The 25,796-nt window shown below is 72.6% G+C and carries 26 protein-coding genes; 11 read left to right on the top strand and 15 right to left on the bottom strand.

Going from position 1 to position 25,796, the window contains the following annotated elements:
* Positions 1–57: 57 nt before the first annotated feature.
* On the top strand, positions 58–1,596 hold the full coding sequence (hutH, locus tag BLW85_RS24330; RefSeq protein WP_070026145.1) for a histidine ammonia-lyase: 1,539 nt from the start codon (positions 58–60) through the stop codon (positions 1,594–1,596).
* A gap of 68 nt (positions 1,597–1,664) precedes the next feature.
* Here hutH and BLW85_RS24335 read toward each other — a convergent pair whose 3' ends face one another.
* Positions 1,665–2,441, bottom strand: coding sequence for a hypothetical protein (locus BLW85_RS24335; RefSeq protein WP_239697781.1), 777 nt, complete (start codon positions 2,439–2,441; stop codon positions 1,665–1,667).
* A 42-nt stretch (positions 2,442–2,483) separates the two neighbouring features.
* The gene (locus BLW85_RS24340; protein ID WP_074993102.1) at positions 2,484–2,822 is read right to left on the bottom strand and encodes an LAETG motif-containing sortase-dependent surface protein; all 339 of its coding nucleotides are present in this window, start codon (positions 2,820–2,822) and stop codon (positions 2,484–2,486) included.
* 109 nt (positions 2,823–2,931) lie between these two features.
* Between BLW85_RS24340 and BLW85_RS24345 the strand changes: the two genes are divergently transcribed.
* The 4 genes from BLW85_RS24345 (at position 2,932) to BLW85_RS24360 (ending at position 7,088) form a co-directional block, all read left to right on the top strand.
* Positions 2,932–3,276 carry a hypothetical protein gene (locus BLW85_RS24345; RefSeq protein ID WP_177330034.1) on the top strand — a complete coding sequence of 115 codons (345 nt, stop codon included), beginning with the start codon at positions 2,932–2,934 and terminating at the stop codon, positions 3,274–3,276.
* 241 nt (positions 3,277–3,517) lie between these two features.
* On the top strand, positions 3,518–4,765 hold the full coding sequence (locus BLW85_RS24350) for a L,D-transpeptidase (RefSeq protein WP_070026141.1): 1,248 nt from the start codon (positions 3,518–3,520) through the stop codon (positions 4,763–4,765).
* Positions 4,766–4,888: 123 nt separating this feature from the next.
* Positions 4,889–6,361 carry an ABC transporter permease gene (locus BLW85_RS24355; RefSeq protein ID WP_074993103.1) on the top strand — a complete coding sequence of 491 codons (1,473 nt, stop codon included), beginning with the start codon at positions 4,889–4,891 and terminating at the stop codon, positions 6,359–6,361.
* Between the two features lie 43 nt (positions 6,362–6,404).
* The gene (locus BLW85_RS24360; protein WP_074993104.1) at positions 6,405–7,088 is read left to right on the top strand and encodes an ABC transporter ATP-binding protein; all 684 of its coding nucleotides are present in this window, start codon (positions 6,405–6,407) and stop codon (positions 7,086–7,088) included.
* Here the strand turns inward: BLW85_RS24360 and BLW85_RS24365 are convergent.
* Positions 7,060–7,992, bottom strand: a complete 933-nt coding sequence (locus BLW85_RS24365) for a helix-turn-helix transcriptional regulator (protein WP_074993105.1) — start codon at positions 7,990–7,992, stop codon at positions 7,060–7,062. The genes BLW85_RS24360 and BLW85_RS24365 overlap by 29 nt on opposite strands.
* Positions 7,993–8,175: 183 nt before the next feature.
* On the opposite strand from BLW85_RS24365, the gene BLW85_RS24370 reads away from it, so the two are divergent.
* A complete protein-coding gene (locus tag BLW85_RS24370; RefSeq protein ID WP_074993106.1) occupies positions 8,176–9,216 on the top strand; it encodes an NAD(P)-dependent alcohol dehydrogenase in 1,041 nt (346 codons plus the stop codon).
* Between the two features lie 113 nt (positions 9,217–9,329).
* Here BLW85_RS24370 and BLW85_RS24375 read toward each other — a convergent pair whose 3' ends face one another.
* From BLW85_RS24375 to BLW85_RS24390, 4 genes are all read right to left on the bottom strand, one after another.
* On the bottom strand, positions 9,330–10,607 hold the full coding sequence (locus tag BLW85_RS24375; RefSeq protein ID WP_070026136.1) for an ATP-binding protein: 1,278 nt from the start codon (positions 10,605–10,607) through the stop codon (positions 9,330–9,332).
* Between the two features lie 89 nt (positions 10,608–10,696).
* The gene (locus tag BLW85_RS24380) at positions 10,697–11,788 is read right to left on the bottom strand and encodes a hypothetical protein (protein ID WP_074993107.1); all 1,092 of its coding nucleotides are present in this window, start codon (positions 11,786–11,788) and stop codon (positions 10,697–10,699) included.
* A gap of 63 nt (positions 11,789–11,851) precedes the next feature.
* Positions 11,852–13,489: a M48 family metalloprotease gene (locus tag BLW85_RS24385; protein ID WP_074993108.1), complete on the bottom strand. Its 1,638-nt coding sequence runs from the start codon at positions 13,487–13,489 to the stop codon at positions 11,852–11,854.
* Positions 13,490–13,651: 162 nt separating this feature from the next.
* Positions 13,652–14,770, bottom strand: a complete 1,119-nt coding sequence (locus BLW85_RS24390; RefSeq protein ID WP_070026133.1) for a hypothetical protein — start codon at positions 14,768–14,770, stop codon at positions 13,652–13,654.
* 303 nt (positions 14,771–15,073) lie between these two features.
* Here BLW85_RS24390 and BLW85_RS24395 point away from each other — a divergent pair, with 303 nt between their 5' ends.
* Positions 15,074–16,228, top strand: a complete 1,155-nt coding sequence (locus tag BLW85_RS24395) for a cystathionine gamma-synthase (RefSeq protein WP_070029489.1) — start codon at positions 15,074–15,076, stop codon at positions 16,226–16,228.
* Between the two features lie 40 nt (positions 16,229–16,268).
* Here BLW85_RS24395 and BLW85_RS24400 read toward each other — a convergent pair whose 3' ends face one another.
* The 3 genes from BLW85_RS24400 to BLW85_RS24410 form a co-directional block, all read right to left on the bottom strand.
* Complete coding sequence (locus BLW85_RS24400; RefSeq protein WP_074996192.1) at positions 16,269–16,517, bottom strand: hypothetical protein; 249 nt, start codon at positions 16,515–16,517, stop codon at positions 16,269–16,271.
* A gap of 160 nt (positions 16,518–16,677) precedes the next feature.
* Positions 16,678–17,181: a sigma factor-like helix-turn-helix DNA-binding protein gene (locus BLW85_RS24405; RefSeq protein WP_070029488.1), complete on the bottom strand. Its 504-nt coding sequence runs from the start codon at positions 17,179–17,181 to the stop codon at positions 16,678–16,680.
* Between the two features lie 144 nt (positions 17,182–17,325).
* Complete coding sequence (locus BLW85_RS24410; protein WP_455569195.1) at positions 17,326–17,832, bottom strand: MarR family winged helix-turn-helix transcriptional regulator; 507 nt, start codon at positions 17,830–17,832, stop codon at positions 17,326–17,328.
* Between the two features lie 162 nt (positions 17,833–17,994).
* Here BLW85_RS24410 and ilvA point away from each other — a divergent pair, with 162 nt between their 5' ends.
* Positions 17,995–19,224, top strand: coding sequence for a threonine ammonia-lyase (ilvA, locus tag BLW85_RS24415; RefSeq protein WP_074993109.1), 1,230 nt, complete (start codon positions 17,995–17,997; stop codon positions 19,222–19,224).
* 95 nt (positions 19,225–19,319) lie between these two features.
* On the opposite strand, the gene greA is transcribed toward ilvA, so the two are convergent.
* Together greA and BLW85_RS24425 are read right to left on the bottom strand one after the other, a co-directional pair.
* A complete protein-coding gene (gene greA / locus BLW85_RS24420; RefSeq protein WP_070029486.1) occupies positions 19,320–19,820 on the bottom strand; it encodes a transcription elongation factor GreA in 501 nt (166 codons plus the stop codon).
* A 233-nt stretch (positions 19,821–20,053) separates the two neighbouring features.
* Positions 20,054–20,452: a DUF4307 domain-containing protein gene (locus tag BLW85_RS24425; RefSeq protein WP_070029485.1), complete on the bottom strand. Its 399-nt coding sequence runs from the start codon at positions 20,450–20,452 to the stop codon at positions 20,054–20,056.
* A 123-nt stretch (positions 20,453–20,575) separates the two neighbouring features.
* Between BLW85_RS24425 and mca the strand changes: the two genes are divergently transcribed.
* The 3 genes from mca (at position 20,576) to BLW85_RS24440 (ending at position 23,907) form a co-directional block, all read left to right on the top strand.
* On the top strand, positions 20,576–21,436 hold the full coding sequence (gene mca, locus BLW85_RS24430) for a mycothiol conjugate amidase Mca (protein WP_070029484.1): 861 nt from the start codon (positions 20,576–20,578) through the stop codon (positions 21,434–21,436).
* A complete protein-coding gene (locus BLW85_RS24435; protein WP_071828805.1) occupies positions 21,429–21,671 on the top strand; it encodes a hypothetical protein in 243 nt (80 codons plus the stop codon). The genes mca and BLW85_RS24435 overlap by 8 nt, the downstream gene beginning before the upstream one ends.
* Before the next feature lie 205 nt (positions 21,672–21,876).
* Positions 21,877–23,907 (top strand): thioredoxin domain-containing protein, encoded by a 2,031-nt coding sequence (locus tag BLW85_RS24440; protein ID WP_244174909.1) that lies wholly within the window; start codon positions 21,877–21,879, stop codon positions 23,905–23,907.
* Positions 23,908–23,915: 8 nt separating this feature from the next.
* On the opposite strand, the gene BLW85_RS24445 is transcribed toward BLW85_RS24440, so the two are convergent.
* From BLW85_RS24445 to BLW85_RS24455, 3 genes are read right to left on the bottom strand one after another with little or no spacing between them, the layout of a single operon-like run.
* Positions 23,916–24,260, bottom strand: a complete 345-nt coding sequence (locus BLW85_RS24445) for a hypothetical protein (RefSeq protein WP_071828804.1) — start codon at positions 24,258–24,260, stop codon at positions 23,916–23,918.
* Positions 24,261–24,307: 47 nt separating this feature from the next.
* On the bottom strand, positions 24,308–25,039 hold the full coding sequence (locus tag BLW85_RS24450; protein ID WP_074993111.1) for a Mut7-C RNAse domain-containing protein: 732 nt from the start codon (positions 25,037–25,039) through the stop codon (positions 24,308–24,310).
* Between the two features lie 33 nt (positions 25,040–25,072).
* Entirely contained in the window at positions 25,073–25,723 is a 651-nt protein-coding gene (locus BLW85_RS24455; RefSeq protein ID WP_177330120.1) for a TetR/AcrR family transcriptional regulator, read from the bottom strand.
* Positions 25,724–25,796: the final 73 nt, after the last annotated feature.

Genomic DNA, 25,796 nt, shown 5'->3' on the forward strand with positions numbered 1-25,796 from the left:
TCCCCGTCCCCACTAGTGACATCACTGCATTCAATGCGTACGCTCCTGAATATGGATATGCACACTGTGGTGGTGGGGACGTCCGGTGTCTCGGCGTCCGACGTTCTCGCCGTGGCGCGCGGCGCTGCCCGCATCGAGCTGTCGGAGGAGGCGGTGGCCGCCCTGGCCGCGGCCCGCGAGATCGTGGACGCGCTGGCGGCCAAGCCGGACCCGGTCTACGGCGTCTCCACCGGCTTCGGCGCCCTGGCGACCCGGCACATCAGCCCGGAACTCCGTGCCCAGCTGCAGCGCAACATCGTCCGCTCGCACGCCGCCGGCATGGGCCCGCGCGTGGAGCGCGAAGTGGTCCGGGCCCTGATGTTCCTGCGGCTGAAGACCGTCTGCTCCGGGCACACCGGCGTGCGCCCCGAGGTCGCGCAGACCATGGCCGACGTGCTCAACGCCGGGATCACCCCGGTCGTGCACGAGTACGGCTCCCTCGGCTGCTCCGGCGACCTCGCCCCGCTGTCGCACTGCGCGCTGACCCTGATGGGGGAGGGCGAGGCCGAGGGTCCCGACGGGGTCGTACGGCCCGCCGGCGAGCTGCTCGCCGCGCACGGGATCCAGCCGGTCGAGCTGCGCGAGAAGGAGGGGCTCGCCCTCCTCAACGGCACCGACGGCATGCTCGGCATGCTGGTCATGGCCCTCGCCGACCTGGACACTCTCTTCAAGTCCGCCGACATCACCGCCGCCCTCACCCTGGAGGCGCTGCTCGGCACCGACAAGGTGCTCGCGCCCGAGCTGCACGCCATCCGCCCGCACCCGGGCCAGGGCGACTCCGCCGCCAACATGCTCGCCGTGCTGAAGGGTTCCCAGCTCACCGGGCACCACCAGGACGACGCCCCGCGCGTCCAGGACGCCTACTCGGTGCGCTGCGCCCCGCAGGTCGCGGGCGCCGGCCGGGACACCATGGCGCACGCCCGCCTGGTCGCCGAGCGCGAGCTGGCCTCCGCCGTGGACAACCCGGTGGTGCTGCCCGACGGGCGGGTGGAGTCCAACGGCAACTTCCACGGCGCCCCGGTCGCCTACGTCCTCGACTTCCTCGCGATCGCCGCCGCCGACCTCGGCTCCATCGCCGAGCGGCGCACCGACCGGCTGCTGGACAAGAACCGCAGCCACGGCCTGCCGCCGTTCCTCGCCGACGACGCCGGCGTGGACTCCGGCCTGATGATCGCCCAGTACACGCAGGCCGCCCTGGTCAGCGAGATGAAGCGGCTCGCCGTCCCGGCCTCGGCCGACTCCATCCCGTCCTCCGCGATGCAGGAGGACCACGTCTCCATGGGCTGGTCGGCCGCGCGCAAGCTGCGCACCGCCGTGGACAACCTCACCCGGATCATCGCCGTCGAGCTGTACGCGGCCACCCGCGCCCTGGAACTGCGCGAGGGCCTGAGCCCCGCGCCCGCCTCCCGGGCCGTGATCGAGGCCGCCCGCGCCGCCGGTGTCCAGGGCCCCGGCCCGGACCGCTTCCTCGCCCCCGACCTGGCCGCGGCCGACGCCTTCGTGCGCGGCGGTCACCTGGTCGCGGCCGCGGAGACGGTCACCGGCCCGCTGCGGTAGGCCGCGCACGGCGAGCCGTGCAGAAGAAAAGGGGCCCTGTCGCCGGACAGGGCCCCTTTTCTTCTACGTCACTTGAGCTTGGCCTCCTGGGCCTTCACCACGGCCGGCGTCACCGCGTACGCCTTCTCGGCCATCATCGAGCCCAGGTTCACCGTGAAGTAGCCGGACAGGGTGGTGCCGTGCCGGTCGACCTCGCCGTAGACCGGGGCCGTCTCCCCGTCGGTCTTGCTGAACGCGGCGAACGCCACCGAGCCGTCGCCGCCGCCCGCGGCCTTCTCCTCGGTCACCTTGGTGAAGTTCACCTTGCTGCCCGCCTGTTGGCCGACGAAGCCGCCCGCGCACGCCTTCACCGCGGCCGACACCGCCTTCAGGGCCTGCTCGGCGCCGTCACCGTCGTACGAGGCGAGCGTCACCGTGGTGACGTCCCGGTCCAGGGACTTCTGCAGCGCGCCCTCGAACTTGTCCCCGTCCAGGTCGTCCAGGGACGTCGGCTTGCTCGCGGGCTGCTTCTGCGCCTTCTCGGTGGCGAGCCGGTCGGTGCTGGCCTGCGCGTCGACGGGCGGGAGCCCGCTGAGCACCTGCGTCAGCGGACGGCAGTCCGCGTTGTCGGTGGTGACCCGCTTGGCCTCGGCCTGCTTGACCGGCCCGACGTCGAACCCGGGCAGCTCGTCCCCGGTGACGACCAGCTTCTTCAACTCGGCGGCGCTCAACGCCTTTTCGGGGCTCTTGCCCTTGGCGTCCGAGGAACTGTCCGAAGACTCCCCGGAACAGCCCGTGACAAGGGCGAACGACAGCGCGCTCACAGCGACGGCGGCGCACAGTCGCACGCCCGATGATCTCTTCATGGGCGAACTATGTAATCACTGTGAAAGATCAGTCAAGGGAGATTAAAAACCCAGGCGTTCGCGGCGCACCGAATACACCACGAACCCGGCGCCCAGGGCGAGGAACAGGGTGCCGCCGACGACGTAGGGCGTGGTGTCCGGGCTGCCGGTGTCGGCGAGTTGGGCGGTGCCGTCCGCCGCCCCGGTGCCGGTCCGCGCGGTGTCCGCCGAGACCGCCTTGGCCTGCTCGGCGACCGGCGCGGAGAGGGCCGGGACGGAGCCGGCCACCGTGTCTCTCGCCGGGGTTTCCTGGGACGCGTTCGCGGACGGGACGAACCACAGGGCGCAGAGCAGGGTGCCCGCGGCGGTGGCGGTCAGCAACGGGCGGCGAGCGGATGACACGGAATATCGATCCCCTTGTGACGCTGGCGAATTGGCCGTGTGGAGCGATGTTAGTGAAAGGCGCGGGTCACGGGAAAGTCACGGGAGGTTTCGGCCGTACGCTCGCGCCATGAACGACGAAGAGACATCACGTTTTGTGCGGCTTCGCGTGGAGCTGGTGGTCGAGGTGCGCGACGAGGACGAGGTGGCCAAGGCCGCGCTGCGCCGGATCGCCGCCGACCCGGAGCTGCCGGAGGCCGAGCGCGGCCAGGCCGAGAGCGCTGTGACGGAAGACACCGCGGAGGCGCTGGCGTATCTCGTGGATCCGTTCGACCTGGTCAGCGAGGTGCCGGGGGTGGAGCTCCAGCAGGCCTCCTGGTCGAGTGAGCGGATCGACTACGACCCTGACTCGCCCGAATGGGACATGGACGGGGATGATGGGCACGACGACGAAGAAGAGGACGGCATCGGCTGAACGTCCCGGGGCACTCATGACCCCGGACGGCAACCGCCGTCCGGGGTTTCGCCGTCTCGGGGGGCGCACGGAACGGCCACGCACCACGCATCGCCCGGCGGCGAACCGCCAACCGCCCGGCGGGGTGGTGTGCCCCACACTCCGGTGGATCCGGAACGGGACGAACCGGCCGTAGCGTTGAAGGTTCTCACGGGGAACTCTCGGGGTTATCTGCGACTCGGCAACGATGGAGAAGTTTGTGATGACGGACGGTAAGCGGCGCAAGGGCCTGGTGGCCGCGTCCGCTCTGCTCGGTGGTGTGCTGATGCTCTCGGCCTGTTCCGGAGGGGACAAGGCCTCGGCCCACGGCAACGGCGAATCATCGCAGGCACAGGCGGACGCGGCGGCGGCCAAGAAGTCGTCGGAGGCACAGATCGCGGTCACGCCGAAGGACGGCTCGAACAACGCGTCGATCAACAACTCCGGCACCGTCACGGTCAGCAAGGGCACGCTCACCACGGTCACCATGACCACCGAGGACGGAAAGAGCGTCGCCGGCCAGCTGTCCGCGGACAAGACCAGCTGGAAGCCGACCGTCCAGCTGGAGCGCTCCACCACCTACAAGATCGCCGCGGAGGCCAAGGACTCCCAGGGCCGCATAGCCCACGAGAACGCGTCCTTCACCACCGTCTCCCCGACCAACAGCTTCATCGGCTCCTTCACCCCGGACAACGGCTCGACCGTCGGCGTGGGCATGCCGGTCTCGATCAACTTCGACAAGGCGATCACCAACAAGGCGGCCGTGCAGAAGGGCATCACGGTCAGCTCCAGCAGCGGCCAGGAGGTCGCCTGCCACTGGTTCAACGCCAACCGCATGGACTGCCGCCCCCAGGACTACTGGAAGGAAGGCTCCACCGTCACCCTGAAGCTCGCCCTCGACGGCGTCCAGGGTGCGAACGGCGTCTACGGCGTCCAGCAGAAGACGGTCACCTTCCACATCGGCCGCAACCAGGTCTCCTACGTCGACGCGCAGACCCACCAGATGAAGGTCACGCAGGACGGCAAGGTCGTCAAGACCATCCCGATCTCCGCCGGCTCCCCCGAGCACACCACCTACGAGGGGCAGATGGTGATCTCGGAGAAGTTCAAGCAGACCCGCATGAACGGCGCGACGGTCGGCTTCACCGACGACGACGGCAAGGGCGAGTACGACATCAAGGACGTGCCGCACGCCATGCGCCTGACCACCTCCGGCACCTTCATCCACGGCAACTACTGGGGCGCCCCCTCGGTGTTCGGCAGCGTCAACACCAGCCACGGCTGCGTCGGCCTGCGGGACGTCAAGGGCGCCGGCGACCCGAGCACCCCGGCCGCCTGGTTCTACAACCACTCGCTGATCGGTGACGTCGTGGTCATCCAGCACACCGGCGACAAGACCGTCTCCCCGGACAACGGCCTCAACGGCTGGAACATGGACTGGGCCCAGTGGAAGGCCGGTTCGGCCGTCTGAGCCCCCCTCACCCCCGTGCCCGTGCCGTCCCCTCGGGGGCGGCACTCGCCGTTTTGGGGCCTTCTCATCGCCCTCTTATGACGGCCTCACGGTGCCGTCACGCTGCGCTCCTAACGTGCCGCCATGTTCTTCACCTACCTGAGACGCGAACTGCGTCGCCGCAGGAAGGCGGCGCTCGTCGTCGCCTCCGGCCTCGCGCTGGGCATCGCGCTGGTCATCGTGGTCAACTCCGTGGCCAACGGCATGGGCAAGGCCCAGGACAAGGTCCTGCAGTCGCTCTACGGCCTCGGTACGGACATGACGGTCACCAAGGCGGCCACGCCCGCGGCCGCCGGCTCCCAGCAGCCCCGCTTCCAGTTCGGCGCGCGCGGCGAGGGCGACAAGACGACGCAGAGCAGCGACCGGGTCCGGGTGCAGGGCTACACCACCCTCGCCTCCTCCACCGTCGACAAGGTCGCGGGCCAGCAGGGCGTGGCAGCGGCGGCTGGCGGGCTGAACCTCTCCGTGGTCAAGGTCAGCGGCACCTTCACCCGCGGCCAGTTCCAGCAGGGCGGCGGCGCGGGAGGATTCCGGCGCGGCGGTGCCTCCGGCGGCCCGCAGGGCGAAGTCAAGGGCGGCGGCGCCGACTTCGGCATCAACCAGTACTCGGTCTACGGCACCGACGTCACCCGGACCGGGCTCGGCCCGCTGACCTCCTCGAAGATCACCAGCGGCCGCGGCTTCAAGACCACCGAGACCGACGCCAAGGTGGCCGTGGCCGACTCGGCCTACGCCAAGGAGAAGAAGTACGAGGTCGGCTCCACCGTCACCATCAAGGGCACCGCGTACAAGGTGATCGGCATCGCCACCGCGGACAGCGGCGACTCCGCGGCCAACCTGTACATCCCGCTGAAGCAGGCGCAGACCCTCGCGGGCGAGAAGGACAAGGTCACCACGATCTACGTCAGGGCGACCGACTCCCAGCGCATCGACACCGTCAAGAGCGCCATCCAGAAGAACGTCTCCGGTACGACGGTCACCACCTCCTCCGACCTCGCCAAGACGGTCTCGGGCTCCCTGTCCACCGCCTCCTCGCTCGCCACCAACGTCGGCAAGTGGCTGTCGATCGCCGTGCTCGTCGCCGCGTTCCTGGTCGCCGGGCTGCTCACCTCGTCCGCGGTCTCCCGCCGGGTCCGCGAGTTCGGCACCCTGAAGGCGCTGGGCTGGAAGTCCGGCCGGGTCACCCGGCAGGTGGTCGGCGAGGCCGTCGTCAACGGCCTGGTGGGCGGCGTCCTCGGCATCGCCCTGGGCCTCGCGGGCGCCTACGTCGTCACCGCGATCAGCCCCACCCTCTCCGCCCAACTGGGCGCGACCGGAGGCGGCTTCGGCGGTGAGCGGCCCGGCGGCGGCGCCTTCGGCGGCGGTGGCGCGGGCTTCGGCGGCCCCGGCCGGCAGGCGGCGAAGTCCCTGGAGATCGCCCTCACGGCCCCGGTGAGCGTGACGACCATCGTCCTGGCGGTGTGCCTCGCGGTGGCGGGCGGCCTGATCGCGGGGGCGTTCGGCGGCTGGCGCGCGTCACGGCTGCGACCGGCGGACGCCCTGAGGCGGGTGGAGTAACCGCCCCGCGGCGCACCCACCCCCAACCTTCCCAGGAGCCACCATGTACGACCTCAAGAACGTCACCAAGCGCTACACCCGGGGCAAGGAGACCGTCCACGCCCTCGACGGCGTCGACCTGACCATCGGCGACGGCGACCGCCTCGTCATCCAGGGCCCCACCGGCGGCGGCAAGTCCACCCTCCTCCAGATGCTCGGCGGCCTGGACCGCCCCACCTCCGGTCAGGTCGTCCTCGACGGCACGGACCTGGCCACGCTCGGCGAGGCCCGGCTGACCCGGGTCCGCAGCGAGAACATCGGCTTCGTCTTCCAGTCCTTCAACCTCATCCCCACCCTCACCGCCCAGGAGAACGTGGAGACCGCCCTCGTCCCCCTCGGCGTCAAGGCGAAGGAACGGCGCGAACTGGCCGCCGACGCACTGCACTCCGTGGGACTCGGCGAACGCCTCACCCACCTCCCCTCGGAGATGTCCGGCGGTCAGCAGCAGCGCGTCGCCATCGCCCGCGCGCTGGTGAAGAGGCCCAAGGTACTGCTCGCCGACGAGCCGACCGGCAACCTCGACGAGGGCATGCGCGACGAGATCATGGACGTACTCGAACGCCTGTGGCAGGAGCACGGGCTGACCTTCGTCATGGTCACCCACGACTCCGCCCTCGCGAAGAAGGCCCCCCGGCTGGTCACCATCCGCAAGGGCAAGATCACGGTGAAGGAGAACGCCGGGGCCTGAGGGGCTGCGCGGACGCCCCCGCCCGGGTGGCGTCCGCGCCCCAACTGGCCAGCAGACGCAGGGACTCGGCGGACGGGGAGCCGGGTTCCGCGTGATAGACGAGCAGGGACTGGTCGGTGCCGTCCGACAGCCGGAAGGACTCGAAGTTCAGGGCCAGGTCGCCCACCAGCGGATGGTGCAGCCGCTTGACGCCGTGGCTCTTCTCCTTGACGTCGTGCGTGGCCCACAGCCGGCGGAACTCCTCGCTCTTCACGGAGAGTTCGCCCACCAGGGCGGACAGGCGCGGGTCGTCCGGCCAGCAGCCCGCGTCCATGCGCAGGGCGCAGACGATGTCGATCGCCTTCTGCTCCCAGTCGACGAACAGCTCCCGGTACTCGGGCCGCAGGAACACCAGCCGCGCCCAGTTGCGCTCGGCCGCCGGCAGGTCGTCCCAGTCCCCGAAGACCGCGGCCGCCATCCGGTTCCAGGCGAGGATCTCCGAGCGCCGGCCCACGACGTACGCCGGTACGCCCTCCATCGTGTCCAGCAGCTGCCGCAGCGCCGGGCGCACGTGCTGCTGGCGGGCCGCGGGCTTCTTCTTGTGCGACTTCGGCTTGGCCAGGTGCGTCAGGTGCGCGTGCTCCGCGTCGGTGAGGCGCAGGGCACGGGCGATGGAGTCCAGGACCTCCGCCGAGACGTTGCGGCCGTTGCCCTGCTCCAGGCGCGTGTAGTACGCCACCGACACCCCGGCCAGCTGCGCCAGTTCCTCCCGGCGCAGTCCCGGCACCCGGCGGTGCCGGCCGAAGTCCGGCAGCCCCACGTCCTCCGGCTTCAGCCGGGCCCGCCGGCTGCGCAGGAACTCGCTGAGCTCGGCCCGCCGGTCCAGGGGCGGGCCGGCGACGGCTGCTTCCGGCTGTTCGTCCATACCACCAGTATCCGGTGGGGCCGCCGGTCGTGGGCGTGTCAGCCTGATCCCGCCAGTGGTAGGCACGGCGGTCGTACGCAAAGGCGTGGGCTGGGTGACGCGGGCCGGACGGGGCACGCTGGGTGGTGCGCTCGGTGGAAAGACAGCCGGCGCCTGCCAGATCCTGTGAGGGAGAACCCCGACATGACCAGTGTTGCCGCGTACGCCGCGCCCGCCCCCAAGGCCCCCCTGGAGCGGACCACCATCGAGCGACGGGCGGTCGGCGAGTTCGACGTACTGATCGACATCAAGTTCGCCGGCATCTGCCACTCCGACATCCACCAGGTCCGCGAGGGCTGGGGCAAGGCCATCTTCCCGATGGTGCCGGGCCACGAGATCGCCGGAGTCGTCTCCGAGGTCGGCTCCGGCGTGACGAAGTACGCCGTCGGCGACCGCGTGGGCGTCGGCTGCATGGTCGACTCCTGCCGGGAGTGCGACAACTGCAAGGCCGGCCTCCAGCAGTACTGCGACCAGCGTCCGACCATGACCTACAACGGCATCGGCAAGGACGGCCGGCCCACCTACGGCGGCTACTCGCAGAAGATCGTCGTGGACGAGAACTACGTCGTCCGCATCCCCGACGGGCTCGCCCTCGACGTGGCCGCGCCGCTGCTGTGCGCCGGTATCACCACCTACTCCCCGCTGAAGCACTGGAACGCCGGCCCCGGCAAGAAGGTCGCCGTCGTCGGCTTCGGCGGACTCGGCCACGTGGGCGTCAAGATCGCCCACGCCCTCGGCGCCGAGGTGACCGTCCTGTCCCAGTCGCTGCGCAAGAAGGACGACGGTCTGCGGCTGGGCGCCGACCACTACCACGCCACCAGCGACCCGAAGACCTTCGAGGACCTCAAGGGCACCTTCGACCTGATCCTCAACACGGTCTCGGCCCCGCTCGACTTCGCCGCGTTCCTGTCCCTGCTGCGCACGGACGGCGCCATGGTGAACGTGGGCCTGCCCGAGGAGCCGGTCCAGATCGTCCTCCAGTCCCTCTTCGGCAACCGCCGCAGCGTCAGCAGCTCCAGCATCGGCGGCATCCCGGAGACCCAGGAGATGCTGGACTTCTGCGCCGCGCACGGCCTGGGCGCCGAGATCGAACTCATCGGCGCGTCCGAGATCAACGACGCGTACGAGCGGGTGCTGTCGAGCGACGTCCGCTACCGCTTCGTGATCGACACCGCCACGATCTGAGCCGGGAGTCCGGCCGTACGCGCACCCGCCCGTCCGCGCACGGCCGTCCGCGCACCCGGTCGCCCGCCGCTTTTGCGGCGCGCGGCCGGGTGCGCGTGCGTCGGGGCGGCGGCTCAGAGCCGGGTGTACGTGTCGATGTCCTCGTGGAATTCCTCGATCGCCCGGGGCGTGAGGGTCGGGCGGGTGTCGGAGACCGCGGCCATGTAGTCCTCGGTGCCGGCCGGGCGGCCCCGGCGCTCGGCGACCTCGCGCTCGAAGGCCGACTGCGCCCCCTTGCGGGCGGCGAACTCGATGTCGGCCGGGGTGAACAGCTCGGTGGCGGCGACCAGCCGGCCGAGGTCGACCGAGTCGCTCGCGTCCCTGAGGTAACGGGTCCAGATCGCCGCGCGGGCGGTCGCGTCCGGCGGGCCGATGGGGATGACGTAGTCGAACCGCCCCGGCCGCAGGAAGGCGGCGTCGAGGGACCGTACGGAATTGGTCGCGCACACCAGCAGCCGGGCGTCGGGCTCGCGGAACACGGGGATCAGCTTGAGGAGTTCGTTGGTCACCCCGTGGCCGGGATCGACCGCCTTGCCGGAGCGCGCGGCGGCGATCTCCTCCACCTCGTCGATGAACAGCACCACCGAGTCCAGCTCCGCCAGGTCCGCGAAGGCCTCCCGCAGCGCCGTGGCCAGCCCCTCGCTGGTGTCGGCGGCGAGCCGGGACGGGAACAGCTCCACGAACGGCCAGCCGAGCCGGGAGGCGACCGCCTTGGCGAAACTGGTCTTGCCGGTGCCGGGCGGCCCGAACAGGATGACCGACTTGGGCGGCACGACGCCGTAGCGGTCGGCCAGCGCCGGCTCCGTCAGCGGCAGCACCACCCGGCGCTCCACGACCTGCTTCTCCCGTTCCATGCCCGCCATGGCGTCCCACAGCCCCGCGGGCAGCATCCGCCCGCCGAGCGCCGCGAGGACATCCGCGTTGGCGGCGCCGAGCGGCTCGAGCTTCTCGAAGTAGGCGAGGTCGTCGCGGCACCGGTAGCCGGTGTTCGTCAGCGCCTTCGAACCGGCGGCGCCCGAGGGCAGCAGCGCGCTGATGTGCCGGACCCCCAGCGCCCGCAGCCGCCGCTCCAGCTCGGCGAGCAGGGCGCTGCCGATCCCGCGCTCGCGCCAGCGGGCGGCGAGCGCCATCAGCAGGATCCAGCCCCGCTTGCCCTGGGCCTGGGCCACGGCCATCCCCACCAGTTCGTCCCCGACCACGGCGACCACCGCCGTCTGCCCGGCCTTCGCCGCGGCCATCACCTCGGACACCGGGAACACCGGGTCCTCGTCGGCCCGCCGGGACTGGTCCCAGATCTGGATGGCCTGGTCGAGATCGTCGTCGTGATAGTCGCGCAGGTGCCATGCCGGCATGGGGACACCACCTCACCGCCGGGGGAGTCTCCCATTGTCTCCGCGGGGGCGCGGGACGACACCTCGGGGCGCCGGCGCCCCGGCCCCGGTCAGGCGGCCACCGCTCCCACGGTCTCGTTGCGGACCCGGCAGTAGTACTCCGCCGGGTCGCCCCGGTAGCTCCACGGCAGGGCGTCCACATGGCCGTCGACCAGCAGGAACTGTTCCAGGGCCGCCTCGTGCCGGTCCTGGAGGTGGAGGTAGTAGGCGAGCAGGTGGCGCAGCTGGGCGAGGCCCGGACGGTCGGGGTCGGCGGCCGCGCAGGCCGCGGCGTCGGCGAGACCCGCGTCCACCAGGGCGAGCATCTCGGGGGTGCTGTCCACCGCGACGTCGGTGGTGTCGTCGTGCTCGAAGTGCGCGATCAGCGGCAGCGCCGTCAGCAGGCTGCCGGGCGGCGCCCCGGCCGCCGCGCGCGCCGCGAACTCGAACGCCAGCCGCTTGGAGCCGCGCCACTTCTCGCACCAGTACTGGAGCGCCGCGTAGTGCGCCCCGTAGTGGTGCGGGGCGCGCGCGGTGATCTCCGCCCACAGCTTGTCCATCTCGGCGTGCGGATACCCGAGGCCGAGTGCCACCCAGACCTCCGCCACGTACGGCGTCGGGTCCTCGGGGTTCAGCTCCGCGGCCCGCGCGATCTCCTCGCGGGCCGCGGCCAGCGTGCGGTGGAAGCCGTCGAACTGCTCCCGGGTGGTGGACCCGGCCCGCTGCGCGCCGCGCAGCTCCCACGCCAGGTACACCGTGCTCTGCGCCCTGACCACGGCCGCGTCCGGGTCCCCGGGGCGTGCGGCTTCCCAGTCCATCAGCCAGCCGTCCTCCTGGGCCGCGAGCGTGCCCAGCAGCGACACGATCGACGAACGGCGTTCCCAGTCACGCCCGTTGGCGTGCAGCAGCGCCGCCGCCGGCTGCCAGTCGCGGCCGCGCGCCGCCTCCAGGGCGGCCGACCAGGCGGCGGGCACGGGCGCCGAGTGCTCGGTGTCCTGCCGCTCCGGGGGCAGCAGTCCCCGCTGCTCGGCGGCGATCGCCGTCTCGTCCGGGTCCGGCGGACTCGGGGAGAACAGCTCCTTCAGGAACACACCGGTGAGCCACACGGCGGCGATCACCACGGGCAGGGCCAGGACGCCCAGGATCCACAGGAGGACGGTCATCGGTGAGTGCGGTCCGTTCGTCTCGTCAGGGGGGAGCCGGCGGGGGCCGGCGGGAAGGGGTGGTCACACGGGCTGGGGGGCCGGCGGCAGCAGGGCGCGCAGGGCGCCGGTGTCGGGCTGGTCCGCCAGGACCGCGTCCAGCGCCGCCTCCAGGGCTGCCTCCGGGGCCGCTCCGGCCCCGGCCGCCGTCGTCGTCTCGCCGGGCAGCCGTACCTCGGCCGGGCGGGACCAGGAGAACTCCCAGCTCAGCAGCGAGCGCGCGCTGAACTCGGCCAGCACCATGGTCCGCAGCGACCGGCGCAGCACCGGCCGGGCGAACTCGCGCCGGGCCCGGCCCCGCGCCGCGGACGCCTCCGGCGACAGCGGCAACCGGTCGGCCAGCTGCCACAGCCGGCCGTCGTCGACCGTCTCCAGCAGCGCGGCCAGCGTCGGCGGCTGCCCGGTGTAGTCGGCCAGCGCCTGGTGCAGCGGGGTCCGCGCGGCGGACAGGCCCGAGGCCATCGAGGCGTTCAGCAGCTCCGGCCAGCCGGTGGCGCGGCCGAAGGCCAGCACCTCGTCGGTCAGGACGGCGTCCTCCAGCGCGGCCAGGGTCCGCTGCGGGTCGGCGAGCAGGGCGAGCGCCGGACCGGTGGCCTCCTCGGCACGGCCGTCGGCGGGCAGTGCCTCGATCCGCCGCACCCGCTCGGCGATCGGCGGATGCGAGTCGTACGCGTCCTCCGTCTCCTCCGGCAGCTCCGTGCGCAGCCGCTCCAGCTCCTGCTCACGAGCTGTCAGCAGGCGGCCGAAGCCACCGAAGAACTCGCCGCGCGGCGGCAGCAGCCGGGCCGGCAGCCCCAGGGTGGCGTACGAGTCCAGGTAGAAACCGTGGGAGACGGACAGCGCCGGGATCTCGCGCAGCATCGCGGCCGTCGCGTCGCGCCCCGCGATCCGGGCGGCGACCTGGTCGGCGGCGAACTCCTGGCCGCGCGCCGTGGACAGGGAGGCGCGCAGGTACAGCTTGGCGTACTGGGTGTAGATCGCGGCCATCACCCGGTACATCGCCCCGGAGCCCGAGGTGTCGACCGCCTTGGCCTTCTTCCCCTTGGCGACCCGCTTGGCCGCGGCCCGCTCCTGCTTGCCGCGGTCGGCGGCCGCCTTGCCGTCCGCCCGCTCGTGGAACTGCTCGATGACCCGGCCGATCTGCACCCGGCCCCGCACCACCAGCGCGGACAGCCGGGTGTCGCCGCCGGTGAAGTGCCCGTACTCATGGCCGAGCACGGACCTCAGCTGTGCCTCGGTGAGACCGATCAGCAGCGGAACGCCCAGGTAGAGGCGGCGCGGGCCCGGGAGCAGACCGAGCAGCCGGGGCTCCTCGCTGACCGCCGCGTTGACCTCGCCGGTGAGCCGGATCCGGTCGGGGGCGCGGGTGCCGGCCGCCGCCGCGACCTCCCGGACCAGCGCCCACAGCCGGGGCTCGGCCGCCTCGGTGACGTCGATCCCGGGGCCGTCCTCGCCCTTCGGGGTGCGCAGCATCAGCATGCCGCGCACGACCGGGATGGCCAGCAGCACGGTGACGAAGCCGAGCTTGAACACCACGGGGCCGTGGCCCCAGGTGAAGGCGGCGATGTCGACGCCGACCAGCGCGGCCAGCAGGACCAGGCTCAGCAGATAGAAGCCGAGCAGCAGCACAAGAGCGCGCAGCGCGCGCAGAGTTGCGCCCATCGGGTGGATCCCCCCACAGGACCTCGAAGACGGGAAAGGGACGGGTACGGCACGCCCGCGCCGGTGGTTGCCGGTGCGCGCGCCGCGGTGTGGGGGGATGCCGGAGTATGCCCTACCGCAGGTCAGAAGGGCAATCGAGTTGTTCCCGGGACCCGGCCGGGGTCAGTGCGGCAGGCTGGCCGGGTTGCCGCCGTTGGCCTCGTAACCGGCCACCGCGAGGGCGCGGTAGACGGCGAACTCGGCCGCCGGATCGGCCGCCAGGGTCCAGGGCAGGGCGCCGACGTGACCGTCCACCCGTATCAGCTGGTGCATGGCCTCGGCCCAGCGCTCGGCGCGGACCAGGAAGAAGACCAGCATGTGGCGGACGTGCGGGAGCACCGGGTCGTCCGAGCGGGCCTCCTGCGCCGCGTGCTGCGCGCCCAGGACGGCCTTGGCGACGACCTCGCCGCGGTACAGGCTCAGCACCAGGTTTACCTCGGGCAGGTGCTCGAAGACCGCGAACAGCGGCAGCGCGGCCAGCAGCGAGCCCCGTGGGGCGCGGGCCGCGGCCGCCTCGGCGAAGGCGTACGCCTGCTCACGCGAGCCGTGCCACTTCTCGCACCAGTAGTGCAGCGCGGCCAGGTGCGCGCCCATGTGGTGCGGGGCGCGGTCGAGGACCTTCAGCCACAGCCGTTCGAACTCCTCCCGGGAGCAGCCCAGCCCCCGGGCGACGGCCAGCTCGATGATGTGCGGCACCGGATCGGCGGGCGCCAGGGCGGCCGCCTGCCCGCACACCTCCCGGGCCTCCTCCATGACGAGCCGGAAGTCCTTCGTACCGTCCGCCAGGGCCCGCCAGCCCTGCTGCACCAGGAACTCCGCGTGCACGGCGGCGCCGCCCGCGTCCTTCGGCCGCTCGGCCCGCCACACCCGCAGCCACTGGCCGCCCGGCGTCTCGTGCACCCCGCCCGGCCGCTGCCGCAGCTCCAGCGCGGCCGCCCCGGCGAGGGCCTGCACCCGCTGCCAGCGCAGCTCGCCGTCCGTCTCGGTGCCGGCCAGCAGCTGGGCCGCCGCCGTGTAGTCCTGGGTGCGCTGCACCAGTTCCAGCGCGTCCAGCAGGTCCTGGTCGGGGCCGGGCAGGCGGATGTCCAGCTCCTCCTGGCGCAGGAAGCCGTAGGCCGCGGGGTCGGCGGCGTCCGGGTGGCCCGGGTGCACCTGCTCGATCATCCCGCGCCTGCGCCGCACGAGCGGGAGCACCACGAAGCTCAGCATGAGCAGCGCCATGAGCAGCCAGAGAATCGCCATGCCCCAAGCGAACCAGACACGACCGACAATTGACCAACCCCGCCCCGGGCCTGTGGACAACTCTGGTTCGGGCCATGACAGCCGACCGCGGCCCGGCCGACCGGCCCAGCTCAGCCCCACCGCCGGCGCCGTCCAGCCCCCACCGCCCGGCCCCCGGTCCCGACCCCGCCCCCACCGCGAGGTCCCGACCCCACCCCCACCCCCACCCCCGCCCCGGCGCCCACGCAGGGAAAACCCTCTCCCCGCCCCCCGCCGGGTCCGCCGGGCATCAGTATCCGGCCGGGCGCACTACGCTCGGTGCACATGAGCGACAGGCACATCAGTCAGCACTTCGAGACCCTCGCGATCCACGCGGGCAACACCGCGGATCCCCTCACCGGCGCGGTCGTCCCGCCCATCTACCAGGTCTCGACCTACAAGCAGGACGGCGTCGGCGGGCTGCGCGGCGGCTACGAGTACAGCCGCAGCGCCAACCCGACCCGTACCGCCCTCGAGGAGAACCTCGCCGCGCTGGAGGGCGGCAGCCGCGGCCTCGCGTTCGCCTCCGGCCTCGCGGCCGAGGACACCCTGCTGCGCACGCTGCTCACCCCCGGCGACCACGTGGTGATCCCGAACGACGCCTACGGCGGCACCTTCCGGCTCTTCGCCAAGGTCGCCACCCGCTGGGGCGTGAAGTGGTCGGTCGCCGACACCAGCGACCCGGCCGCCGTACGGGCCGCGATCACCTCCAACACCAAGGCCGTCTGGGTGGAGACCCCCTCCAACCCGCTGCTCGGCATCACCGACATCGCCGCGGTCGCCCAGGTCGCCCACGACGCGGGCGCCAGGCTCGTCGTGGACAACACCTTCGCCACGCCCTACCTCCAGCAGCCGCTGTCGCTCGGGGCGGACGTCGTGGTGCACTCCCTGACCAAGTACATGGGCGGCCACTCCGACGTGGTCGGCGGCGCCCTGATCGTCTCCGACCAGGCGCTCGGCGAGGAACTGGCCTACCACCAGAACGCGATGGGCGCCGTCGCCGGTCCCTTCGACTCGTGGCTGGTGCTGCGCGGCACCAAGACCCTCGCGGTGCGCATGGACCGGCACAGCGAGAACGCCGGCAAGGTCGCCGACATGCTCAGCCGCCACCCGCGCGTCACCAGCGTCCTCTACCCGGGCCTGCCCGACCACCCCGGGCACGAGGTCGCCGCCAAGCAGATGAGGGCCTTCGGCGGCATGGTCTCCTTCCGGGTCGAGGGCGGCGAGGAGGCGGCCGTCGAGGTCTGCAACCGCGCCAAGGTGTTCACCCTCGGCGAGTCCCTGGGCGGCGTCGAGTCCCTGATCGAGCACCCGGGCCGGATGACGCACGCCTCCGCGGCCGGTTCGGCCCTGGAGGTCCCCGCCGACCTCGTCCGCCTGTCCGTCGGCATCGAGAACGCCGACGACCTGCTGGAGGACCTGCGCCAGGCCCTGGGCTAAAGGCACGGATCGGCGCCGGGCCGTTCCGGCGCCGGCCCGGTCACCAGCCGTCGACGGGTGGAGTCGTCTGCGAGGGCGGCTCCACCCAGGGGTGCGCGTACACCGCCCAGACGCCGAACGCCACGGCCGCCGCGCACGCCAGCACCCACAGCACCCGGCGCACCCGCCGCCCGCGCCGCAGCAGCCGCTCGCCGCGCCGCACCGCCTCCGGGTGCAGCTCCGGCGGCACCGGCACCGGCGGCTCGGTCAGCACCCGCCGCACGGCGGCCTCCCGCTCGGCCCGGTTCACACCGACCTCCCCGGACGTGCCGTACCCCTCGCACGCGCCGTACCGGCCGGGCGCTGCGAACGCGACGCGCCCACTGCCTCCGCCGTACCGGCCGGGTCCGCCCCGCTCGCCGCACCGCACCCGCTCGCCGCGCGGGCCCGCTTCCCTGCTCCCGGGCGGCTCACGACGGTGCCACCTTCGCGCCCAGCGCGCGCGGACCGGCCGGGCGGGCCGGGTGCAGCACCGCGGAGACCGCACGGTCGCAGATCGTGTGCACGCGTTCCGGCGGGAACCCCAGCAGCGCCGCCGTCTGCTCCTCGGCGATCCCCTCGTACACCCGCAGCACCAGCACCAGCCGCTCCTGCGCGGTGAGCGCGGCGAGCGGACCGCGCGGACCCGGCCGGGTGCGGCCCGGCACCCAGGGCCGGTGCCAGGCGGTACGGGCGAAGCGGACGGCGAGGAACTGGCGCGCGCAGTCGTACGGGTCCTCGCCGCGCAGCCGGTGCCAGCGGGCGTAGGTGTGGCCGAGGGCCAGCGTCAGCAGGCGCCGGGCGCGCGGATTGTCGTCCGGGTCCTCCGCGGTGAGCAGCGTGGCCGCGCGCAGCAGCCGTCCGGCCGCGCCCGCGACGAACGACTCGAACTCCCGGGCCCGGCGGTCCTCCCGGAACACCTGCCGATCACGCACCGCGCCTCCCCCCCCGTCGAGGGCCCCGTCCGGCCCGTCCCCTACGGGACAGGTGAATCGCGTACGACGTGGGGCCCGGGTCTCATATGAGGCCAGCCGGGGCCCGGGGTCAAGACTCGGGGCACCACCCGTGGGCCGGGCCGGTCAGGACGCCGACGGCCGCTCCGCGGCGGCCGGTCCGCCCTGCGCCGTACGGGCCGACAGGGCGTGGTTGAACCGGGTCAGCAGAGTGCAGAACTGCTCGCGCTCCTCGGGCGCCCAGTCCTCGGTCAGCTCGGCCATCAGCCGGCGCCTGGAGGAACGCACCTCCGCCAGCCGGGCCGCGCCGCGCGGGGACAGCTGGAGCACCACCGCACGGCCGTCCTCCGGGTGCGAGGTGCGCTTGACCAGGCCGGTGTCGACCAGCGGGGCCACCTGCCGGGTGACCGTGGAGGAGTCGATGCCCATGCCCGAGGCGAGTGCCTTGACGCCCATCGGACCCTCGATGTCCAGCCGGTTGAGCAGCAGATAGGCGGCGCGGTCCATGGAGTTGCGCACCTGCCCGACACCGCCGAGGCGCGTCTGTTCGGCCCGGCGGGCGAACACCGCGACCTCGTGCTGGAGGGCGTCGAGAAGACCGGGGTCACCGACGGTCGTCATGTCCATCGACATTTCAGGTGTTGTGGGCATGGCCGGAGGCTCGCTTCATGAAGGGCTGCAAGGTTGGGGGACAGGGTACGCGGCCCGGCGCCGGACCGTACCGGCGCTGCGCAAACCCGTCCCGGAGCTTGGTCACGACCGCCGGGCGCCGACGTGAGCTGCGATGCTGGAGACATGAGTCACCGCACCGCCGCCGCCCTGCGTTCCGTCACCCTCGACGATGTGCGCGGAGCGCAGAAGATGCTCTCCGGTGTGGCACGGGCGACCGCGATGGAGGGCAGCCGGTACCTGTCCCAGCTGGTCGGCGCGCCGGTGCAGCTGAAGTGCGAGAACCTCCAGCGGACCGGCTCGTTCAAGCTGCGCGGTGCCTATGTGCGGATCGCCGGGCTGCTGCCGGAGGAGCGGGCGGCCGGGGTGGTGGCCGCGAGCGCCGGCAACCACGCGCAGGGCGTGGCCCTCGCGTCCTCCCTGCTGGGCGTGCACGCCACCGTGTTCATGCCGCAGGGCGCCCCGCTGCCCAAGGTCAGCGCGACCCGCGAGTACGGTGCCGAGGTGCGGCTGACCGGCCAGGTGGTGGACGAGACGCTGGCCGCCGCCCAGGACTACGCGGCGCGGACCGGCGCCGTCTTCATCCACCCCTTCGACCACCCGGACATCATCGCGGGCCAGGGCACGGTCGGCCTGGAGATCCTGGAGCAGTGCCCGCAGGTGCGCACCATCGTCGTCGGCATCGGCGGCGGCGGACTCGCGGCCGGGATCGCGGTCGCGGTGAAGGCCGTGCGGCCGGACGTGCGGATCATCGGCGTGCAGGCGGAGGGTGCCGCGGCCTACCCGCCCTCGCTGGCCCTCGGGCACCCGGTGGCCGTGGCGAACCCGGCGACGATGGCCGACGGCATCAAGGTGGGCCGCCCGGGCGTGGTGCCGTTCGGCATCATCCGCGAGCTGGTGGACGAGGTGCGCACGGTCAGCGAGGACCAGCTGTCGGCGGCGCTGCTGCTGTGCCTGGAGCGGGCCAAGCTGGTGGTGGAACCGGCCGGGGCCAGCCCGGTCGCGGCGCTGCTCGCGGCCCCGGGCGACTTCGAGGGACCGGTCGTCGCGGTGCTGTCCGGCGGCAATGTGGACCCGGTGCTGTTGCAGCGGGTGCTGCGGCACGGCATGGCCGCGCAGGGCCGCTACCTGGCCGTACGGCTCCGGCTCACCGACCGGCCCGGCGCCCTGGCCACGCTCCTCGGGGTGCTGTCGGAGACGGACGCCAACGTCCTCGACGTCAGCCATGTCCGCACCGATCCCCGGCTGGGGCTCAGCGAGGCGGAGGTCGAGCTGCACCTGGAGACGAAGGGCCCCGCGCACTGCACCGAGGTCGGCCAGGCCCTGCGGGAGGCCGGCTACACGGTCATCTCCTGAGCCCCCCGGCGCCCGCCCGAGCGCCGGTACGACACGACAGGGCCCCCGGCGCCCGCCCTGGGCGCCGGGGGCCTGGTCAGCGGACCGGGGCCGGCTCAGCCGTTGTAGGGCTCGGCCTTCAGGATCCGCACCGAGGCCTTCTTGCCGTTCGGCAGCTCGTACTCCGCGTCCTCGCCGACCTTGTGGCCGATGACACCGGCGCCCAGCGGGGACTGCGGCGAGTACGTCTCGACGTCGGCGCTCGCGTACTCGCGGGAGGCGAGCAGGAACGTCAGTGTGTCGTCTTCGTCACCGTCGAAGGCGATCGTGACGACCATGCCCGGCGCGACGGCGCCGTCGGCGGAGGCCGGGGCCTCACCCACCTTGGCGTTCTCGAGAAGCTGGGTCAGCTGCCGCACGCGCAGCTCCTGCTTGCCCTGCTCCTCCTTGGCCGCGTGGTACCCGCCGTTCTCGCGCAGGTCGCCCTCCTCGCGCGCGGCCGCGATCTTGGCGGCGATCTCCGTGCGCGCAGGACCAGTAAGGTACGCAAGCTCGTCCTTGAGCTTGTTGTACGCCTCCTGGGTCAGCCAGGTGACGTTCTCGCTGGTCTGGGTCACAGGGTGCTCCTCGTCGGTACTGGGAATACAAAGCATCGCCCTACCCAGAAGACTGTTCCCTCATGGATGGGCGAAACCACGAGCCTAACAATTCATCCGCGGAAGGGGGAGGACATAAGCCCTCAGAATCACGTCAACGCAGGTGAGGTCCCGGACATTCCGGACGAGAACCGCGCGGCGCCCGGGCGTGCCGGACCGCGGCCCGCGACCGGCCGGGCGGCTCGATGCCCAGGTCAGCCCGCGTGGCAGCCCAGCAGCTCGGCCGTGGAGCCCTTGGCGGTCGTACGGAGCGTGACGACCTTGTCGATGCGGGTGGCCGAACCGGTGAAGCGGAAGTCGGCGCGGCCCACCTCGGTGCCGTCCGCCGCCTGCGAGCGCAGGGTGCAGTAGCCGTCCGTACCGGCGTCCTTGTGGACCTCCAGGTGCGCCTTCACCGCGTTGTCCGTGGCCTCGAAGGTGATGACCTGGGCGCTTATCTCGGTCTGCACGATGTAGTGGTAGGCGAAGTAGCCGACCAGCGCCAGCAGCGCCGCGCCGAGCACCACCGCGGCGACCTTGAGCTTGCGGTCGGCGCGCTCGTCCGAGGAGCGGCCGTAGCGGCCCGCGGGGAGCCCCGTGCTCGCCGTACTCATGATCGTCCTCTCCGCGGAATTAATCGCCCCCCGATTCGGTCACTATAGAAGCCCGCGATTGCGCCTTGACCCTTGGGGCGCCAACCTACCGAGGATTGAGTCTTGACTGATCAGTTGCGACTGATGGCCGTTCACGCGCACCCCGACGACGAGTCGAGCAAGGGCGCGGCCACCATGGCGAAGTACGTGTCCGAGGGGGTGGACGTGCTGGTGGTGACCTGCACCGGCGGAGAGCGTGGCTCCATCCTCAACCCCAAGCTCCAGGGCGACCCGTACATCGAGGCGAACATCCACGAGGTGCGCCGCAAGGAGATGGACGAGGCCCGCGAGATCCTGGGCGTCAAGCAGGAGTGGCTCGGCTTCGTGGACTCCGGGCTGCCCGAGGGCGACCCGCTGCCCCCGCTGCCCGAGGGCTGCTTCGCCCTGGAGGACGTCGACAAGGCGGCCGGCGAGCTGGTGCGACAGATCCGCTCGTTCCGTCCGCAGGTGATCACCACCTACGACGAGAACGGCGGCTACCCGCACCCCGACCACATCATGACCCACAAGATCTCGATGGTGGCGTTCGAGGGCGCGGCGGACACCGAGAAGTACCCCGAGGACGAGTTCGGGCCCGCCTTCCAGCCGCTGAAGCTGTACTACAACCAGGGTTTCAACCGCCCGCGCACCGAGGCCCTGCACCAGGCGATGCTCGACCGCGGCCTGGAGTCGCCGTACGGGGAGTGGCTCAAGCGCTGGAGCGAGATGGAGCGCACCGAACGCACTCTGACCACGCACGTTCCGTGCGCGGACTTCTTCGAGGTGCGCGACAAGGCGCTGATCGCGCACGCCACGCAGATCGACCCGGACGGCGGCTGGTTCCGGGTGCCGATGGAGCTCCAGAAGGAGGTCTGGCCGACGGAGGAGTACGAGCTCGCGAAGTCGCTCGTGGACACCTCCCTCCCCGAGGACGACCTCTTCGCGGGCATCCGCGACAATGCCTGATATGAGCGCAAGCGTGAGCCTGGCAGCGACGGACCTCGTCTCCCTCGCCGATCTCGACCAGAACAAGGTCACCCCCGGTGTCCTCGGCTTCATCGTGTTCGCGGTGATGGCCCTGGCGGTGTGGGGCCTGATGAAGTCGATGAACAAGCACATGCGGAAGGTCGACTTCAAGGAGCCCTCCGACGTGGACAGGGAGACCGGCCGCCCGGCCGACTCCGCGGCACCCCGGGGCTGACCCCGGGCCCTCCGGACCGCCACCCTCATCCGGGTGTGGCGGTCCGGACGCATGCCCCGGCCTCTGCGCGAGCGGCCGGCGTGCGCCGCCGCCGAGGAGCGGACCCGGGACCCGGCGGGCTCTGGAGGCCCGGTGGACACACCGGGTCCCGGGACCCGGCCCCCGACGCATGGGGAGATGCCCGGGCTCATGGGAGAGTGGAACGGTGAACCGACTGGCCCATGAGACGTCGCCGTATCTGCTCCAGCACGCCGCCAACCCCGTCGACTGGTGGCCCTGGTCGGCCGAGGCCTTCGAGGAGGCGCGCCGCAGCGGCAGACCGGTGCTGCTCAGCGTGGGGTACAGCAGCTGTCACTGGTGCCACGTCATGGCACACGAGTCCTTCGAGGACCAGGAGACCGCCGACTACCTCAACGAGCACTTCGTCAGTGTCAAGGTCGACCGTGAGGAGCGGCCGGACGTCGACGCCGTCTACATGGAGGCCGTACAGGCCGCCACCGGCCAGGGCGGCTGGCCGATGACCGTCTTCCTCACCCCGGACGCCGAGCCCTTCTACTTCGGCACCTACTTCCCGCCCGAGCCCCGGCACGGCATGCCCTCCTTCCGGCAGGTGCTGGAGGGCGTCCAGCAGGCGTGGAGCACGCGGCGCGAGGAGGTCGGCGAGGTCGCCGGGAAGATCGTCCGGGACCTGGCGCAGCGGGAGATCGCGCACGAGGGCACCCGGCCGCCGGGGGAGCAGGAACTGGCGCAGGCGCTGCTCGGGCTGACCCGTGAGTACGACCCGCAGCGCGGCGGATTCGGCGGCGCGCCCAAGTTCCCGCCGTCCATGGTGCTGGAGTTCCTGCTGCGCCACCACGCGCGCACCGGGGCCGAGGGCGCGCTCCAGATGGCGCGGGACACCTGTGAGCGGATGGCCCGCGGCGGCCTCTACGACCAGCTCGGCGGCGGGTTCGCCCGCTACTCCGTCGACCGGGACTGGACGGTGCCGCACTTCGAGAAGATGCTGTACGACAACGCCCTGCTGTGCCGGGTGTACGCACACCTGTGGCGGGTGACCGGGTCCGGTCTCGCCCGCCGGGTCGCCCTGGAGACCGCCGACTTCCTCGTCCGGGAACTGCGCACGAACGAGGGAGGGTTCGCCTCCGCGCTCGACGCGGACAGCGACGACGGCAGCGGGCGGCACGTGGAGGGCGCGTACTACGTGTGGACGCCCGAGCAGCTCCGCGACGTCCTCGGCGACGACGCCGAGGTCGCCGCCCGGTTCTTCGGGGTGACCGAGGAAGGCACCTTCGAGGAGGGCCAGTCCGTCCTGCGACTCCCGCAGGACGAGGGCGTGTTCGACGCCGAGCGGATCGCCTCCGTCAAGAGCCGGCTGCTGGCGGCCCGCGCCCGGCGGCCCGCGCCCGGCCGGGACGACAAGATCGTCGCCGCCTGGAACGGCCTCGCCATCGCCGCGCTCGCCGAGACCGGCGCCTACTTCGACCGCCCCGACCTGGTCGAGGCCGCGCTCGGCGCCGCGGACCTGCTGGTGCGGGTGCACCTGGACGAGCACGCCCGGCTCGCCCGCACCAGCAAGGACGGCCGCGTCGGGCCCAACTCCGGTGTCCTGGAGGACTACGCCGACGTCGCCGAGGGCTTCCTGGCGCTCGCCTCCGTGACCGGCGAGGGTGTCTGGCTGGACTTCGCCGGGCTGCTCCTCGGCCATGTGCTCGCCCGCTTCACCGACCCCGGCTCCGGCGCGCTCTACGACACCGCCGCCGACGCCGAGCGGCTCATCCGCCGCCCCCAGGACCCCACCGACAACGCCACCCCGTCCGGCTGGTCGGCCGCCGCGGGCGCCCTGCTGAGCTACGCCGCGCACACCGGCTCCGAGGTCCATCGCACGGCCGCCGAGCGGGCGTTGGGCATCGTGGGGGCGCTCGGGCCGCGGGTGCCCCGGTTCATCGGCTGGGGGCTCGCCGTCGCCGAGGCGCTGCTCGACGGGCCACGGGAGGTCGCGGTCGTCGGCCCGTCCCTCACCGACGAGGCGACGACGACCCTGCACCGGACGGCGCTCCAGGGCACCGCGCCGGGCGCGGTCGTCGCCGTGGGCACGCCGGACGGCGACGAGTTCCCGCTGCTCGCCGACCGTCCGCTGGTCTCCGGCGCGGCGGCGGCCTACGTCTGCCGCGGCTTCACCTGCGACGCCCCGACCACCGACCCGGACCGGCTGCGCAGCACCCTCGGCGGCCGCTGAGCAGCACGTCAGGCGCCGTCGAGGATCATCGCCCCGAGGACGAGCTGCGCGCCCCACTGGAGGAAGACGGTCGTGGCCCTGGCGTACGTCGCCGTGCCCCTGGGCCAGGCCAGGGCCGCGACGCCGGCGCCGAGGGCCAGGAAGAAGGCGAGGTAGAGGGCCGAGCCGGGAATCGTCGAGCACTGCTCGCCGTACGTCAGGCACCGGCTGCCGCGATCGCCGGAGAGCACCACCATCCAGGACAGGACGACGATCGGCAGCAGCAGGAGGATCCCGGCGAGGGACCAGCCGGTGATGAAGCGGTCCTTCTGGCGCTGGGTGAGGGTGACCGGCTGCGAAGTCATCGTGTTCATGCCCCCATCCCACCGCGCCGCCCGGCCCCCGGCACCGGGCCGCCTACTCAACTCCCCTGAGTACGCGTGCTCAACGCCCGCTCCACGACCGCCTCCAGCTGTTCGTGGTGGGCGCCCTTCCAGTAGGCGCGGCCGCAGCCGGTGCACTGGGCGAAGACGTCGTACGACCGCTGGGTGCCGCCCTTGAGCTGGTCGGCGACCTCCTCCTTGGTGGCCTGTCTGAGCAGGCCGTTGCAGGCGGTGCAGCGGGTCCAGGGGCGCAGTTCGGGGGCGAACCGGTCGAGGACGTCCTGGAGTTGGTCGTCGGGCCGGGTGCTGTAGACGTACGCCCCGGCCCACAGTTCGCGGCGGCGCAGCAGTCCCCGGTCGCGGCTGAGCATGACCCGCTGTTCGGCCGCCGAGCGCGCGGCCAGCGCCGGGTCGCCGATGTCGGTGGCCTCGTACGCGGTGTCCACGCCGAGCAGCCGCAGCCGGCGGGCCAGGGTGCCGAGGTGCACGTCGAGGAGGAAGCGGAGCGGGGCGCCGGGCACGTGCTGCGGCCGGGCGACGGGGCGCACGGTCACCGACTCGCCCGCCCGCGGGACGTGCGAGACCGGCACCTCGCGGCCGTCCACGACCAGCGCGCCGACCTCGGTCAGCGGGACGCCGAGGGACTCGATGACATGGCCGAGCGTGGAGACGCCGTCGGTGCCGAGCGCGGTGGCGCCCGCGCGCCGGGCGGCGGGAACGAACAGGTGCAGCTCGGGGGCGACTTCGACGCGGATCTCGGTTCCGTTCACCTCGTCAGCATCGCACGGGGAGCGGGCCGGGTCTCAGCGGTTTCCGGTGCCGGGCAGGCCGTGCTCCATGACGTCGAGGGTGCGGTCGACGAGGTCGCGCGGGTCGTCCCGGTGGCCGTGCTCGGCCCAGTACACGCCGGTCTCCAGCAGGCCGCCGATCAGCGACATGGCGTAGACCCGTACCTCCAGGTCGTCGGGGTCGTGGCCGGTGCGCTCGGCGATGACCCGGCACAGCGTGCGACCGGTCGCCGACATGCTCTCCATCATCCGCGAGCGCACCGCCGGGACCTGGGCCATCAGATGGGTGCGCAGCCTGGAGACGCACGGGTCCTCCTCCAGCCCGGACCGGGCGGCACTGCGCAGCACGTACCGGAGGGTGTCGGGCCAGGGCTCCTCGGCGGGCCGCCGCCTGATCTCCTCCAGGACGACCGCGTCGAACTCGTCGGTGAGGACGATGTCCTCCTTGGTCGGGAAGTACCGGAAGACGGTCGACGGCGACACCTCCGCCCGGTCGGCGATCTGGTCGATCGTCGTGGCGTCGTAGCCCTGCTCCTCGATGAGGGCGTACGTCGCCCCGCGGATCGCCTCCCGCGTCTTGATCTTCTTGCGTTCCCGCAGGCCGGGACGGGCGCCTTCCGAGGGGGCGCGGTGGGGGGCGGGGCTGGTGGGTCGTGCGGCCGTCATGGGGCTCATTGTCCGGCATCGACGGCGGGACCGGCCATGGCCGGGAACGGCCTCGGTCCGGCGCGGAGCACGC

It is taken from the genome of Streptomyces misionensis (assembly GCF_900104815.1).
GTDB lineage: Bacteria > Actinomycetota > Actinomycetes > Streptomycetales > Streptomycetaceae > Streptomyces > Streptomyces misionensis.

Coding starts and splice junctions, on each gene's coding strand:
- hutH (WP_070026145.1), top strand. CDS start 58: ATGCACACTGTGGTGGTGGGGACGTCCGGTGTCTCGGCGTCCGACGTT.
- BLW85_RS24335 (WP_239697781.1), bottom strand. CDS start 2,441: ATGAAGAGATCATCGGGCGTGCGACTGTGCGCCGCCGTCGCTGTGAGC.
- BLW85_RS24345 (WP_177330034.1), top strand. CDS start 2,932: ATGAACGACGAAGAGACATCACGTTTTGTGCGGCTTCGCGTGGAGCTG.
- BLW85_RS24350 (WP_070026141.1), top strand. CDS start 3,518: ATGACGGACGGTAAGCGGCGCAAGGGCCTGGTGGCCGCGTCCGCTCTG.
- BLW85_RS24355 (WP_074993103.1), top strand. CDS start 4,889: ATGTTCTTCACCTACCTGAGACGCGAACTGCGTCGCCGCAGGAAGGCG.
- BLW85_RS24360 (WP_074993104.1), top strand. CDS start 6,405: ATGTACGACCTCAAGAACGTCACCAAGCGCTACACCCGGGGCAAGGAG.
- BLW85_RS24365 (WP_074993105.1), bottom strand. CDS start 7,992: ATGGACGAACAGCCGGAAGCAGCCGTCGCCGGCCCGCCCCTGGACCGG.
- BLW85_RS24370 (WP_074993106.1), top strand. CDS start 8,176: ATGACCAGTGTTGCCGCGTACGCCGCGCCCGCCCCCAAGGCCCCCCTG.
- BLW85_RS24375 (WP_070026136.1), bottom strand. CDS start 10,607: ATGCCGGCATGGCACCTGCGCGACTATCACGACGACGATCTCGACCAG.
- BLW85_RS24380 (WP_074993107.1), bottom strand. CDS start 11,788: ATGACCGTCCTCCTGTGGATCCTGGGCGTCCTGGCCCTGCCCGTGGTG.
- BLW85_RS24385 (WP_074993108.1), bottom strand. CDS start 13,489: ATGGGCGCAACTCTGCGCGCGCTGCGCGCTCTTGTGCTGCTGCTCGGC.
- BLW85_RS24390 (WP_070026133.1), bottom strand. CDS start 14,770: ATGGCGATTCTCTGGCTGCTCATGGCGCTGCTCATGCTGAGCTTCGTG.
- BLW85_RS24395 (WP_070029489.1), top strand. CDS start 15,074: ATGAGCGACAGGCACATCAGTCAGCACTTCGAGACCCTCGCGATCCAC.
- BLW85_RS24410 (WP_455569195.1), bottom strand. CDS start 17,832: ATGTCGATGGACATGACGACCGTCGGTGACCCCGGTCTTCTCGACGCC.
- ilvA (WP_074993109.1), top strand. CDS start 17,995: ATGAGTCACCGCACCGCCGCCGCCCTGCGTTCCGTCACCCTCGACGAT.
- BLW85_RS24425 (WP_070029485.1), bottom strand. CDS start 20,452: ATGAGTACGGCGAGCACGGGGCTCCCCGCGGGCCGCTACGGCCGCTCC.
- mca (WP_070029484.1), top strand. CDS start 20,576: ATGGCCGTTCACGCGCACCCCGACGACGAGTCGAGCAAGGGCGCGGCC.
- BLW85_RS24435 (WP_071828805.1), top strand. CDS start 21,429: ATGCCTGATATGAGCGCAAGCGTGAGCCTGGCAGCGACGGACCTCGTC.
- BLW85_RS24445 (WP_071828804.1), bottom strand. CDS start 24,260: ATGAACACGATGACTTCGCAGCCGGTCACCCTCACCCAGCGCCAGAAG.
- BLW85_RS24455 (WP_177330120.1), bottom strand. CDS start 25,723: ATGACGGCCGCACGACCCACCAGCCCCGCCCCCCACCGCGCCCCCTCG.